We start from the raw sequence: 13,287 nt of genomic DNA on the forward strand, positions 1-13,287 counted from the left end.
CCCGCGGCCGCCCGCGGCCGTGGTGACAACCGATTCTGAGAGGTGTTTTGCAATGGCGCACTCGGCAGTTGGGCACGACGATCACCATCACCAGCAGAGTTTCTTCGAGCGTTGGTTCTTCTCGACCAACCACAAGGACATCGGCACGCTGTACCTGGGTTTCAGCTTCATCATGTTCATCATCGGTGCGGCGATGAGCGTGGTGATCCGCGCCGAGCTGGCACAGCCCGGCCTGCAGTTCGTCAAGCCCGAGTTCTTCAACCAGATGACCACCGTGCATGCGCTGGTGATGATCTTCGGTGGCGTGATGCCGGCCTTCGTCGGCCTCGCCAACTGGATGATCCCGCTGCAGATCGGCGCGCCGGACATGGCGCTGCCGCGCATGAACAACTGGTCGTTCTGGTTGCTGCCGGTGGCCTTCAGCCTGCTGCTGCTGACCCTGTTCCTGCCCGGTGGTGCGCCGGCTGGTGGCTGGACGCTGTATCCGCCGCTGTCGCTGCAGGGCGGCTACAACGTGGCCTTCAGCGTGTTCGCTATCCATGTGGCCGGCATCAGTTCGATCATGGGTGCGATCAACATCATCGCCACCGTGCTGAACATGCGTGCGCCGGGCATCGACCTGCTGAAAATGCCGATCTTCTGCTGGGCCTGGCTGATCACCGCGTTCCTGCTGATCGCGGTGATGCCGGTGCTGGCCGGTGCGGTGACCATGCTGCTGACCGACAAGTTCTTCGGCACCAGCTTCTTCAACGCCGCCGGTGGCGGTGACCCGGTGATGTACCAGCACATCTTCTGGTTCTTCGGGCACCCCGAGGTCTACATCATGATCCTGCCCGCCTTCGGCGTGGTCAGCGAGATCATCCCGACCTTCAGCCGCAAGCCGCTGTTCGGCTACCAGGCGATGGTGTACGCCACCGCGGCGATCGCGTTCCTGTCGTTCATCGTCTGGGCCCACCACATGTTCACCGTGGGCATGCCGCTGGGCGGCGAGATCTATTTCATGTTCGCCACCATGCTGATCTCGATCCCGACCGGCGTGAAGGTGTTCAACTGGGTCAGCACCATGTGGCGTGGCTCGCTGACGTTCGAGGCACCGATGCTGTGGTCGGTGGCCTTCGTCATCCTGTTCACCATCGGTGGCTTCTCCGGCCTGATGCTGGCCATCGTGGCCGCCGACTTCCAGTACCACGACACCTACTTCGTGGTCGCGCACTTCCACTACGTGCTGGTGACCGGTGCGGTGTTCGCGCTGATCGCCGCGGTGTACTACTGGTGGCCGAAGTGGACCGGGCGCATGTACAGCGAGAAGTGGGCCAAGGTGCACTTCTGGTGGTCGATCGTGTTCGTCAACCTGCTGTTCTTCCCGCAGCACTTCCTCGGCCTGGCCGGCATGCCGCGCCGCATTCCCGATTACAGCGTGGCGTTTGCCGACTGGAACCTGATCAGCTCGATCGGTGCGTTCGGCATGTTCGTCACCCCGTTCATGATGGCCGCGATCCTGCTGTCCTCGCTGCGCAACGGCGAGAAGGCCGAAGCGCGTTCCTGGGAGGGTGCACGCGGCCTGGAATGGACGCTGCCGTCGCCGGCACCGGCGCACACCTTCACCACCCCGCCGACCATCCGCCCGGGGGATCTGGCGCATGACGACATCACGCATTGAGGTGGGGCATGCATAACGAGAGCCCGCTGCAGACCTGTAGAGCCGAGCCATGCTCGGCGGATGAGAAGCAGCCGACCAGCGGTCGGCTCTACCAGGGCGGAAGCATCGAGCAGCAGCGCCAGCGTGCGAAGCGCACGGCGATGTGGGTCGGCGCCATCGCTGTGCTGGTCTACGTCGGCTTCATCCTCAGCGGGGTGATCGGCCGATGAGCGAGGCACCGGCCAGCACACCGTCACGCAGTGCCGGGCTGCCGCGCCTGATCGGCGTGGCGGTGGCGGTGTTCCTGCTGACGTTCTCACTGGTGCCGCTATACCGCATCGCCTGCGAGAAGGTGTTCGGCGTGCGCCTGGAACGCGGTCCCGGTGGCGAAGCCAGCGCAGGTGCCGCGGCCGGCAAGCGCACCGTGCGGGTGGAGTTCGATGGCGGCGTCAATTCGCGACTGCCGTGGTCGTTCCATCCTGAGCAGCTGACCATGGACGTGGTGCCCGGCGAGCTCAACGAGGCGCTGTACTTCGCCCGCAACGACAGCGCAGCCGCCGTGGTCGGCAGCGCGGTGCCTTCGGTGGCACCGGCGCGTGCGTCGGGCTTCTTCAGCAAGACCGAGTGCTTCTGTTTCACCGCGCAGACGCTGCAGGCCGGCGAGAAGCGCGACATGCCGGTGCGCTTCATCGTCGATCCGGACCTGCCGCCGGAGATCAGGACGATCACCTTGTCCTACACCTTCTACCGCAACGACGCGCTGTCCGATCGGCTGGCTCCGGCCGCCACCTCGGACGGCGCGCACGCCGCACCCTGACCCGGATACCGACATGGCCCAGACACCGACCGACGCCAACGTGTACTTCGTCCCGGCCCAGAGCAAATGGCCGTTCGTGGGTTCCATCGCCATGATGGTGACCATGGTGGGCGTGGCCAGCTGGCTCAACGATGCCAGCTGGGGACGCTGGACGTTCTACATCGGCATCGCGATGCTGGTGCTGACCCTGTTCTGGTGGTTCAGCGACGTGGTGCGCGAATCGCAGGCCGGCAACTACAACCACCAGGTCGACGGATCATTCCGGATGGGGATGATCTGGTTCATCTTCTCCGAGGTGATGTTCTTCGGCGCGTTCTTCGGCGCGCTGTTCTACACCCGCAACCTGGGCCTGTCGTGGCTCAGTGGCGAAGGCCGTGGGGTCATGACCAACGAGCTGCTCTGGCAGGGCTATTCCGCCGGATGGCCGACCAATGGCCCGGCGGCGATCGGTGGCGCGTTCCAGACCATCCCGGCCTGGGGCCTGCCACTGATCAATACGCTGATCCTGTTGACCTCCGGCGTGACCCTGACCATCGCCCACCACGCACTGAAGGCCGGCAACCGCCGCCAGCTGCTGATCTGGCTGGGCCTGACCGTGGTGCTCGGCCTGGGCTTCCTGACCCTGCAGGCAGAGGAGTACATCCATGCCTACAAGGAACTGAACCTGACGCTCGGCTCCGGCATCTACGGGTCGACGTTCTTCATGCTGACCGGCTTCCACGGCGCGCACGTGCTGCTGGGCACGATCATGCTGATCGTGATGTGGCTGCGTTCGGCCAAGGGACACTTCACCCGCGACAACCATTTCGGTTTCGAAGCCGCCGCGTGGTACTGGCACTTCGTCGACGTGGTGTGGCTGATGCTGTTCCTGTTCGTCTACGTGCTTTGATCAGGCGCGCATCGGTGGTCTCAGCCGCCGATGCCGTGTGGTTTGATCCAGCCCATGTAGATGCTCACGATCACCAGCAGGATCAACGCTACCGACACCGCGATGCGGCGCGTCAGTGCATTGACCGTGCGCTTGGTCTGGCCGCGGTCGACCAGCAGGTAGTACAGGCCGGCGCCCAGATTCCAGACGATGACGATCAGAAACGCGATTACCAGCAGGGTCTTCAGCGAATCACTCATGCGCGGCTCGAGGGCAGGGTGGATGTGCCTATCTGACCGCGTTTGCGCGGACTTGTCATGATGCGCCAGCACACGCGCGTGTTCGGATGGTTGCTGGCCGTGCTGGCGATGGCCGGATTCACCGCATTGGGGCTGTGGCAGCTGCAGCGCATGCATGCCAAACAGGCAATGTTGGATGCACAGGGTCCAGCCGTGGCACAGGCGTTGCCGCTGTCGGAGGCCCTGGCGGCGCCCGGCGCGTTGCACGGCGTGGCCGACCACGGTCGCTTCCTGCCCGGCGTGGTACTGCTGGACAACCAGATCCGGCATGGCCGCGCCGGGGTGAAGATCTATCGCCCCTTCCGCAGTGACGACGGCAGCGTGCTGCTGGTCGACCTCGGTTGGCGTGCGCTGCCGCCGGATCGCACGCTTCCGGAGGTGCCGTCGCCGCCTTCGCCGGTGGCCGTGCGCGGGCTGCTCGCGCCGCCACCATCGGCGGGACTGCTACTGGGCCCGGCGTTCTCTGCTACCGGTGAGGCCGGGCGCTGGCTGGCCAGCCGGTTGCCGGACGACGGGCTGGCGCGCGCGCTGGGGCTGCAGGCGCTACCCGACCGCGTGCTGAGGCTGGACCCGGCGCTACCCTTTGGCGACGAGCGCGATCTGGACCTGCTGCCGAACACGCTGCCGCCTCAGCGCCACCTGGGCTACGCCGTGCAGTGGTTCGGGCTGGCCCTGACCGTGCTGGTGGTGGCCGTGGTGCTGGAGCGGCGGCGGAGGCGCGTGATTACCCGGTAGTGCCGGCCGCTGGCCGGCAACCCCCGCAATCCTGGATGCCGGCCAGCGGCCGGCACTACCGGCATCCCCTACCCAACCATGAGAAAATGCCCCGCATGAACACTGCTACGTCCCCGCAGGCGCGCGGTTCCGGCCGCCGGACCCTGGTGCTGCTGTTTGCCGTGTTCTTCGGGGCGATGGCACTGGCCGCCGTGCTGCGCTTCTCCGGCTGGCAGCCGACCGGGCACCGCAATGCCGGCCAGCTGCTGAAGCCGCCGGTGGACCTGCGCCAGCAGGCGCCGACCCTGGCCAGCGGCCAGTCCTACCCCTGGAACCCCGAGGCCCGTACCTGGCGCCTGCTGGTGGCGCCGGCCGGTGCCTGCGACGCGCAGTGCGTCACTTTGTCGCAGGGACTGGGCAAGGTGTGGCAGCTGTTCGGCCATAACGCCGATAATGTCGAGATCCTGTGGCTGGGTACGCCACCGGCGTCGATCGCCTCGCTGCCCGCGCTGCGGCCGCTGGCTCCGTCGCCAGCCCTGCGCGCGGCGTTGCCGGGCGTCGACGATCCGGCGGGACTGCCGGTCTACGTGATCGATCCGAACGGCTTCGTGATCATGCGCCATGCCCCGGGTTCCGACCTCGGCGGCCTGCGCAAGGACATGGCCACGTTGCTGAAACTGAAGTGAGTCCCGTTTGATGAGCCTTTCCGCGCGTCCGGCGCTGCACCGCAATTTCCACCGCCTGGCGTGGTTCGCCATGATCATGACCGCGAGCACGATCATGTTCGGCGCCTTCGTGCGCCTGTCCGATGCCGGCCTGAGCTGCCCGGACTGGCCGACCTGCTATGGCCAGGCCACCTGGCCGCAGCACGTGGAAGAGACCATCGGCCACCCGGCGGCGGAGATCCGCCCGCTGGAGACCCACAAGGCCTGGCGAGAACAGGTGCATCGCTTCCTGGCCGGCGCGCTGGGCATCGAGATCCTGACCCTGGCGCTGCTGGCAACGCGCAAGCGGCGATTCGGAAGCACGGCGGTGGTGACCGCCTGCGTGCTGGTGGCCGCCGGCATACCGCTGTACATGATGGGCTGGCACGGCACCGCCAGTGCCCTGGCCTTGACCGGCGAGGCGATCCTGCTGATCGCCGCGCTGCGCTGGAGCAACATCGATCTCGCACGTGCGGCGCTGCTGACCTTGGCGGTGGTGATCTTCCAGGCCCTGCTGGGCATGTGGACGGTGACCCTGCTGCTCAAACCCATCGTGGTGATGGGCCATCTGCTGGGTGGCATGCTGATGTTCGGCCTGCTGGTGTGGATGGCCTGGCGCGCGACGCACATGCCGATCACCCTGGCCGAAGCGCCGAAGCTGAAGTGGCTGATGCGCATCGGCGTGGCAGTGCTGGTTACCCAGATCGCGCTGGGTGGTTGGGTCAGCGCCAACTACGCCGCACTCGCCTGCGGCGGTGGCAGCGCCTCACTGGACAACTTCCCGCGCTGCGCCAACCAGTGGTGGCCGCAGCACAACTTCGTCGAAGGCTTCACCCTGTGGCGCGGCATCGGCGTGGATTACGAAGGCGGTGTGCTGGATGGCGCTTCGCGCATCGCCATCCAGATGGCGCACCGCCTGTTCGCGGTGGTGGTGGCCGTCTACCTGCTGTGGCTTGGCGTGCGCCTGTTCCGGTTGCCGAGCATGCGTGGCTGGGCCAGCGCGCTGATCGCGCTGCTGGTGCTGCAGGTCACGCTCGGCATCCTCAACGTGAAGCTGGCGCTGCCGCTGGAAGTGGCCGTGGCCCACAACGGCGTGGCCGTTGCCCTGTTGTTCGTACTGGTCAGCCTGCTGGCCCGCCTGCGTGCCCCGGACTGATTCCATGTTTTCCAATTACCGCCAGTACTGGGACCTGACCAAGCCCAAGGTCGTCGCCCTGATCGTCTTCACCGCCCTGGTCGGCATGGTCCTGGCCATCCCCGGCGTGCCGAGCTGGGAGCAGGTGCGCGCCGGCCTGCTCGGCTTCCTCGGCATCTGGCTGGCGGCCTCGGCCGCGGCCGCCATCAACCAGCTGCTGGACGCGCACATCGATGCGCAGATGGCGCGCACCTCGTGGCGCCCGCTGGTGGTGGGCAAGGTCAAGCCGTGGCAGGTGCTGGTGTTTGCCGGCGTGCTGATCGTGCTGTCGATGACCATCCTGGTGCTGTGGGTGAACCTGATCACCGCAGTGCTGACCTTCGCCTCGCTGATCGGCTACGCGGTGATCTACACCGTGTACCTCAAGCGTGCGACCTCGCAGAACATCGTCATCGGTGGCCTGGCCGGCGCGATGCCGCCGATGCTGGGCTGGGCCGCAGTGACCGGCATGCAGGGTTCGTCGGACTGGGCGTACTCGTCGCTGCTGGTGCTGATCATCTTCATCTGGACTCCGCCGCACTTCTGGGCGCTGGCGATCTTCCGCCGCGAGGATTACGCCAAGGCGGAGATCCCGATGCTGCCGGTGACACACGGCGTGGCGCACACCCGCAAGCAGATCATGGTGTATTCGGTGGTGCTGGCGCTGGTCTGCCTGCTGCCGTACCTGGTGGGCATGAGTGGTGCGTTCTACCTGGGCGGCGCGATCGTGCTCAACGCCGTGTTCCTCTGGTACGCCTGGCGCATGCTGAACCCGCCGGACGAGCTGTTCTCGATGAAGATGTTCTATTACTCCATCGTGTACCTGATGGCGCTGTTCGCCTTCCTGCTGGTGGACCACTGGATCCTGCCCTGGCTGTGACCTCGGGGTCGGATCCCCGAAGGGGCTCTGACCCCACCTGATCGCGCGGACATCCTCGCATGACGTGGATCACCTTGAACCGCCGTCTCGGCGTCGCCATTGCTGTTCCTGACCCCAGGGAAAGGAAGCAGCAGGGATGCATTCGTTCTTCCGTTGGACCACCGCGCTGATGCTGGCGCTGGGCATGGCCGTGACCGCGCATGCCGACGACACTACCGCGCAGATCCGCCAATACGCCGCTGGCCATCGCATGCTGGTGCTGGGCGAATTCCACGGCACACGCGAGACGCCACTGCTGGTGCGGCAGCTGGTGGACGACTACAGCCGCAATGGCGCGCCGGTCCTGCTGGCGCTGGAACTGCCACGTGCCGAGAATCCTGTGCTGCGCGACTATCTGGAATCCGATGGCGGGGCCGCGGCGCGCCAGCACCTGCACGGCCGCGCGTTCTGGACCGTACGCGACGACCAGCACGATGGTCGCCGCAGCCGCGACATGCTGGCGATGATCGAAGGCCTGCGCGCGCTGAAGGCGCAGGGCCGCGCGATCGAGGTGGTTGGCTACGACGTCAATCACAGTGACGGCGGCAGCCAGGCCCGCGATGACCGCATGGCCGCCGAACTACGGCGCCTGTACCAGCGCCTGCCCGATGGTGCACGGATGGTTGTGCTGACCGGCAATGTCCACGCCATGCTGCAGCGCCCCGCCGATGCTCCGCCGGAAATGCAGACCCAGCCGATGGCATCGGTACTGCGCGACCTAGATATCTACAGCGTGCGGCTGGAAGCGTTGCGCGGCCACTTCTGGGGATGCATGGACCGCTGCAAGGCGCTGGCGCTGCTCGAACGGCCCGCGCGTGCGCCGGAGGTCAACACCCACGCCGGCCGCGAGTACGACCTGTGGGTGTGGATGCCGCAGCTGAGCGTGGGCACGCTGGTGGAGCCGTGAATCCACGCATGGCGTGGATCTGCTGTAGATCCACGCCACGCGTGGATGGAGTTCCGGGTCAGGGCTTGCGCCGCGCATACCGCTGCGCGATCACACCGCAGACGATCAGCTGGATCTGGTGGTAGATCATCACCGGCAGCACGATGGCGCCCAGGCTGCCGCCGGCGAACAGCACCTTGGCGATCGGCACGCCGGTGGCCAGGCTCTTCTTCGAGCCGCAGAACACGATGGCGATCTCGTCCTCGCGGTTGAAGCGCAGGCGACGGGCGATGAAGGTGATCAGCGGCATGGCGATGCCCAGCAGCACAGCGGCCACGATGGCCACAGCCAGCAGCGACAGCAGCGGGGTCTTGCTCCACAGGCCTTCGGTCACCGCTTCGCCGAACGCCGAGTACACCACCAGCAGGATGGTGGCCTGGTCGGTGTAGCGCAGCAGCGCGCGCTGGCGTTCCACCCAGCCGGCAATCCACGGCCGCAGCAGGTGGCCGGCCACGAACGGCACCAGCAGCTGCAGCATGATGCCGCCGATCGCATGCAGCGGATCATGGATGCCGCCCGAGGTGCCGGCCAGCGCGGTCAGCAGCAGCGGGGTCAGGAACACGCCGAGGATGCTCGACAGCGAAGCGCTGCACACCGCTGCGGGCACGTTGCCATGCGCCATCGAAGTGAACGCGATGGACGACTGCACGGTGGAGGGCAGGGTGCACAGGAACAGCACGCCCAGGTACAGCTCCGGGGTCAGCAGCCAGCCCGACAGTGGCTTGAACATCAGCCCCAGCAGCGGGAACAGGATGAAGGTGCAGGCCAGGATGGTCAGGTGCAGCCGCCAGTGCAGCATGCCGCCGATGATCGACTCGCGCGGCAGGCGCGCGCCATGCAGGAAGAACAGTGCAGCGATGGCGACGGTGGTGACATCGTCGAGGACGATGGCGGCGGCGCCCTTCATCGGCAGCAGCGAGGCCAGGCCGACGGTGCACAGCAGGGCGAGGGTGAAGTTGTCCGGTCGCAGGCGCGACCACCAGCGGGTCATGGTGGGCAGTGTCCTTGGTGCGGAGGGTTCAGGGCGAGGTGACCGGCGTTGCCAGGCGTTGGCGGGTGGCGGCTTCCAGCGACTTCAGGCCAGCACGCTGGCCCAGCTGAAGGGCCTGTTCGGGGCTGGCATGTTCGTACCGTGCATTGACCAGGCCGAGCACGGCGCCGGCGCGGTTGCCGGACGCACAGTGCAGCAGCACCGGCCCCTGGCTCTGCTGCAGGGCCAGGTGCACGGCACGCACGTTGGCCGTATCCAGGCCATCGGCGCCGGCCACCGGAATGCGCACGTAGCGCAGGCCCAATGATTCGGCGACGCGGGTTTCATCGAAGCCCCGGTCCTCGCCGGGCTGGCGCAGGTCGATCACAGTGCGCACGCCCTGTGCAGCCAAGGCCTGCAGCTGTGCGGCGCTGGGCTGGCCGCCGGCATACAGGCCGGGGCGGACTTCGTTGAGGGGCGCGTCTTCGGCCAGGGCCGTCAGTGACAGGCAGAGCGACAACAACAGCAGGCAGGTCAGGCGCAGCAGCATGGTCTTCTCCGTGAAAACGTTCTGCCGCTACAGGCGCAGTCCGGCGCGCGCCTTCAGCAGCTCGCGCAGTTCGTACTTGTCAGTATCGTCCAGGCCCTGCTGGCGCTGCTTTGCCAACAACTCCTCCAGACGTTGCACCAGCAGCTGTTTCTCCAGCTGTGCCACTGCGTCGTGCAGTTCCTGGGTCCAGCTGGCCTCGGTGCCGGGCAGCGTCTGTGCGGCCAGGGTATGCAGCGAGGCCTGTTCCTCGCGCCCATCGAAGTGTTCCAGCAGGGCGCCGGTACTGATGTCCGGGCGCTGTTCGACCAGCCCCAGCAGCTCCAGCAGCAGTTCCACGCCGGGCAGGCGCAGGCCCTGGAAGTGGTGCTTGCCGCCCAGCGTCAGCGCCAGCGACGGCTGCTGCAGCAGTACGGCGATCGCGCCGCGCACCAGGCTGCGCTTGGCCACGGGCTGGATCGTCCGCTGCGGCTGGCGTTGCGGCATCGGCGCGCGCGTGGCTTGGGCAGTACCGCCCAGGCCGGTCAGCTGCGCCAGCTGCTGCTTCATCAGGTCGCCAAAGGCGCCGTCGGGAATCTGCGCCAGCATCGGCTTGGCGCGTTCGGCCAGGCGTGCCTTGCCATCGAGCGTGCCCAGGTTGATCTCGCGGGTCAGTTCGTCGAAGAAGAACTGCGACAGCGGCGTAGCCTGCTTCAGGCGCTCGTTGAACGCTTCGGCGCCTTCCTTGCGCACGATGGTGTCCGGGTCTTCGCCATCGGGCAGGAACAGGAAGAAGGCCTGGCGGCCATCCTTCATGCGCGGCAGCACCGACTCCAGCGCCTTCCAGCCGGCGCGGCGGCCGGCGGCGTCGCCGTCGAAGCAGAAGAACACGTCCGGTGCGTTGCGGAACAGCAGCTCGGCATGGTCCGGCGTGGTCGCGGTACCCAGCGTTGCCACCGCCTGGGTGACGCCGAACTGGAACAGCGAGACCACGTCCATGTAGCCCTCGACCACGATCAGCCGCTCGATCTTCTGGTTGGCCTGGCGCACCTGCCACAGGCCGTACAGTTCGCGGCCCTTGTGGAACAGCGCGGTCTCGGGCGAGTTGAGGTACTTGGGGCCGTCGTCCTTCTCGAACACGCGGCCGCCGAAGGCGATCACCCGGCCACGGCGGTCGAAGATCGGGAACATCACCCGGTCGCGGAACTTGTCGTAGACGTGGCCGCGGTCGTTCTTGGAGAACAGGCCGGCGCGGTCGAGCAGCTTCATGCGCCGCTCGTCCTTGCCCAGCGCGTCGCGCAGGCCGCTGTAACCATCCGGCGCGTAGCCGATCTGGAAGCGCGCGCGGTTCTCTTCGTCCACGCCACGGCCATCCAGGTAGCTGCGGGCCTTCTCGCTGCCCTCCAGGTTCTTCTGGAAGAACTTGGTCGCCGCGTCCAGCGCCGAGTACAGCTCGCGGCTGTCGTCCTGCTGCTGCGGGCTGCGCGGATTCTCGTTGCGCGGCACTTCCATGCCGGCGCGCTTGGCCAGTTCATCCACCGCGTCGAGGAACTCGAGGCGGTCGTAGTTCATCAGGAAGCTGATCGCGGTGCCGTGCGCGCCACAGCCGAAGCAGTGATAGAACTGCTTGGTGGGCGAGACCGTGAACGACGCCGAGCGCTCGTCATGGAACGGGCAGCGGGCGGCGTACTCCTTGCCCTGGCGCTTCAACGGCACGCGGCTGCCCACCACCTCGACGATGTCGGTGCGGGCGAGCAGGTCGTCGATGAAAGCGTCGGGGATACGGGCCATGGGCAACAGGGCAGGGCGCGGTGCAGGACCACGCGACGGAACCGGGGGCGGTCGGCCTAGTTTACCCCCTGTCGGGCACCTGGCTGGCGGTTGCCGGATCAATGCCGGCTGCGGCCAGGTGATGACGCGCGCGCAGGCGCTCATCGATCACCGCCGTCATCAGTGCGCCAACGAAGAACACGACGGTGGCGTAGTAGATCCAGACCAGCGAGATCACCAGCGCACCCATCGAGCCGTAGGCACTGCCGGGGGCCACGGTGGCGATGTAGACGCCGATGCCGTAGCGGCCCAGTGCGAACAGTGCCGAGGTGATGACGCCGCCGATGAAGGCCTGGCGCCAGGCCACGCGGCGGTCGGGCAGGTAGTGGTACATGAAGGCGAAGCCGACTGCGTAAAGCAGCAGGCTCGTGACATACCCCAGCGCGGGCAGGATCGAGGGCAGCTGGGCGAAGGCCACCTGCAGTACCGTGGTGGCCGTCATCGACAGGATCAGCAGGAAGCCCAGGGCCAGCACCACGCCGAACGAGAACACGCGCTTGCGCAGCCAGGCCTTGAGGCCTTCCAGGCGCTCGCCGCTGGTGCGGAAGATCAGGTTCAGTGCGTTCTGCAGCTGGGCGAACACGGCGGTGGCGCCGACGAACAGCAGCAGCGTGCTCCACACACCCGCCAGCGAGCCGACATCCGGCTGGTTGTCGGCGTTCTTCAGAACGGTTTCGGCCACGGTAGCCGCGCTGCTGCCGGCCACCGAGCTGATCTGGTCGATCAGCGCCTGCTGGGCCGGTGGGTACAGCGAGGCGGTCAGCCACAGCAGCAGCACCAGCAACGGTGCCATCGACAGCAGGGCGTAGAAGGAGACGGAAGCTGCCTGGGTCAGCACGTCGACGTCGATGAAGCGCTTGGCCACCGCCATCGGAAAGCTGTCCTGCAGGCGCTTGAGGTACTTGTGCAGGGACACGGGAACGTTGGGCTCGGGTTCAACCATGTGTGCGGTTGTAGCAGGCGACCGACGAAGGTGCGGTGAAGCGGGTGCATCAATGGGGTCAGAGCCCTTCCGCGCTGCGGAAGGGATCCGACCCCAGGTGCTGGATTACGCCAGCAGCTGCTTGACCAGCTTGGAGACCAGGCTCATGTCGGCCTGGCCGGCGAGCTTGGGCTTCAGCGCGCCCATCAGCTTGCCCATGTCGGCCGGGCCGGCGGCACCGGTCTCGGCGATGGCGGCCTGGATGGCGGCCACGATCTCGGCCTCGCCCATCTTGGCCGGCAGGTAGGCTTCGATGACCACGATCTCGGCGCGCTCGATCTCGGCCAGGTCTTCGCGGTTGGCGGCTTCGTACTGGCTGACCGAGTCCTTGCGCTGCTTGACCATCTTGTCGAGCACGGCGATCACGGCGGTGTCGTCCAGCTCGATGCGCTCGTCGACTTCGCGCTGCTTGATGGCAGCGTTGATCAGGCGGATCACGCCCAGCTTGTGCTTCTCGCCCGCCTTCATGGCGGCCTTCATGTCTTCGGTGAGCTGCTGCTTCATGCTCATGAGGAACCTCGTGGTGGTAGGTGGGGCGGGGCGGATGCCCGAACCCGGAAACGCAAAAAGCCGGCGACGCTCGCGCGTGCCGGCTTCGGCTCCATCGCGACAGGCAGGCCCGCCGCAATGAAGATGCGTCCGATCAGTACAGGCGCTGACGCTTGGTGACGTCGCGCGACGAGCGGCGCAGCTGACGCTTCACAGCAGCGGCGGCCTTGCGCTTGCGCTCCTGGGTCGGCTTTTCGTAGAACTCGCGCTTGCGGGTTTCGGCCAGCACACCGGCCTTTTCGCAAGTGCGCTTGAAGCGGCGAAGAGCAAACTCGAAGGGCTCGTTCTCGCGGACTTTGACGCTGGGCATGGAATCTCCGGGACACAGTAGAACCGGGTCACGCCCGGCG

At 66.8% G+C, this 13,287-nt stretch carries 16 protein-coding genes; 9 read left to right on the top strand and 7 right to left on the bottom strand.

Translation table 11 applies throughout. The annotated features are described in order from the left end of the window. The first annotated feature begins 52 nt into the window (after window positions 1-52). From ctaD to QP609_RS01790, 4 genes are read left to right on the top strand one after another with little or no spacing between them, the layout of a single operon-like run. The gene (ctaD, locus tag QP609_RS01775) at window positions 53-1,660 is read left to right on the top strand and encodes a cytochrome c oxidase subunit I (protein WP_004153896.1); all 1,608 of its coding nucleotides are present in this window, start codon (window positions 53-55) and stop codon (window positions 1,658-1,660) included. Between the two features lie 8 nt (window positions 1,661-1,668). After that, window positions 1,669-1,869 (top strand): hypothetical protein, encoded by a 201-nt coding sequence (locus QP609_RS01780; RefSeq protein WP_049408388.1) that lies wholly within the window; start codon window positions 1,669-1,671, stop codon window positions 1,867-1,869. Beyond that, entirely contained in the window at window positions 1,866-2,456 is a 591-nt protein-coding gene (locus QP609_RS01785; RefSeq protein WP_014645692.1) for a cytochrome c oxidase assembly protein, read from the top strand. Before QP609_RS01780 ends, QP609_RS01785 begins: the two co-directional genes overlap by 4 nt. Before the next feature lie 13 nt (window positions 2,457-2,469). After that, window positions 2,470-3,345: a cytochrome c oxidase subunit 3 gene (locus QP609_RS01790; RefSeq protein WP_005407793.1), complete on the top strand. Its 876-nt coding sequence runs from the start codon at window positions 2,470-2,472 to the stop codon at window positions 3,343-3,345. 20 nt (window positions 3,346-3,365) lie between these two features. Here the strand turns inward: QP609_RS01790 and QP609_RS01795 are convergent, their stop codons facing one another. Next, window positions 3,366-3,584 (bottom strand): twin transmembrane helix small protein, encoded by a 219-nt coding sequence (locus QP609_RS01795; protein ID WP_005412025.1) that lies wholly within the window; start codon window positions 3,582-3,584, stop codon window positions 3,366-3,368. Window positions 3,585-3,641: 57 nt separating this feature from the next. On the opposite strand from QP609_RS01795, the gene QP609_RS01800 reads away from it, so the two are divergent. From QP609_RS01800 to QP609_RS01820, 5 genes are all read left to right on the top strand, one after another. Further along, on the top strand, window positions 3,642-4,358 hold the full coding sequence (locus tag QP609_RS01800; protein ID WP_014645694.1) for an SURF1 family protein: 717 nt from the start codon (window positions 3,642-3,644) through the stop codon (window positions 4,356-4,358). 95 nt (window positions 4,359-4,453) lie between these two features. Continuing rightward, window positions 4,454-5,023: a hypothetical protein gene (locus tag QP609_RS01805; protein WP_046428212.1), complete on the top strand. Its 570-nt coding sequence runs from the start codon at window positions 4,454-4,456 to the stop codon at window positions 5,021-5,023. Between the two features lie 10 nt (window positions 5,024-5,033). Beyond that, on the top strand, window positions 5,034-6,197 hold the full coding sequence (locus tag QP609_RS01810) for a COX15/CtaA family protein (protein ID WP_041863006.1): 1,164 nt from the start codon (window positions 5,034-5,036) through the stop codon (window positions 6,195-6,197). A gap of 4 nt (window positions 6,198-6,201) precedes the next feature. After that, on the top strand, window positions 6,202-7,095 hold the full coding sequence (gene cyoE, locus QP609_RS01815; protein ID WP_111127774.1) for a heme o synthase: 894 nt from the start codon (window positions 6,202-6,204) through the stop codon (window positions 7,093-7,095). Window positions 7,096-7,231: 136 nt separating this feature from the next. Further along, entirely contained in the window at window positions 7,232-8,041 is an 810-nt protein-coding gene (locus tag QP609_RS01820) for a hypothetical protein (protein WP_053505033.1), read from the top strand. A gap of 58 nt (window positions 8,042-8,099) precedes the next feature. On the opposite strand, the gene QP609_RS01825 is transcribed toward QP609_RS01820, so the two are convergent. From QP609_RS01825 to rpsU, 6 genes are all read right to left on the bottom strand, one after another. Next, window positions 8,100-9,071: a bile acid:sodium symporter family protein gene (locus QP609_RS01825; RefSeq protein ID WP_032957769.1), complete on the bottom strand. Its 972-nt coding sequence runs from the start codon at window positions 9,069-9,071 to the stop codon at window positions 8,100-8,102. A gap of 28 nt (window positions 9,072-9,099) precedes the next feature. Next, window positions 9,100-9,600, bottom strand: coding sequence for a sulfur transferase domain-containing protein (locus QP609_RS01830; RefSeq protein ID WP_032957770.1), 501 nt, complete (start codon window positions 9,598-9,600; stop codon window positions 9,100-9,102). Window positions 9,601-9,627: 27 nt separating this feature from the next. Continuing rightward, entirely contained in the window at window positions 9,628-11,367 is a 1,740-nt protein-coding gene (dnaG, locus tag QP609_RS01835) for a DNA primase (protein WP_032957772.1), read from the bottom strand. Between the two features lie 61 nt (window positions 11,368-11,428). Then, window positions 11,429-12,349, bottom strand: coding sequence for a YihY/virulence factor BrkB family protein (locus tag QP609_RS01840; RefSeq protein ID WP_032957774.1), 921 nt, complete (start codon window positions 12,347-12,349; stop codon window positions 11,429-11,431). 105 nt (window positions 12,350-12,454) lie between these two features. Then, entirely contained in the window at window positions 12,455-12,898 is a 444-nt protein-coding gene (locus QP609_RS01845; RefSeq protein ID WP_197621496.1) for a GatB/YqeY domain-containing protein, read from the bottom strand. Between the two features lie 133 nt (window positions 12,899-13,031). Continuing rightward, a complete protein-coding gene (rpsU, locus tag QP609_RS01850; RefSeq protein ID WP_002808376.1) occupies window positions 13,032-13,247 on the bottom strand; it encodes a 30S ribosomal protein S21 in 216 nt (71 codons plus the stop codon). Window positions 13,248-13,287: the final 40 nt, after the last annotated feature.

Origin of the sequence: Stenotrophomonas sp. 8(2023), assembly GCF_030345295.1 — a bacterium.
Classification (GTDB): Bacteria; Pseudomonadota; Gammaproteobacteria; order Xanthomonadales; family Xanthomonadaceae; genus Stenotrophomonas; species Stenotrophomonas muris.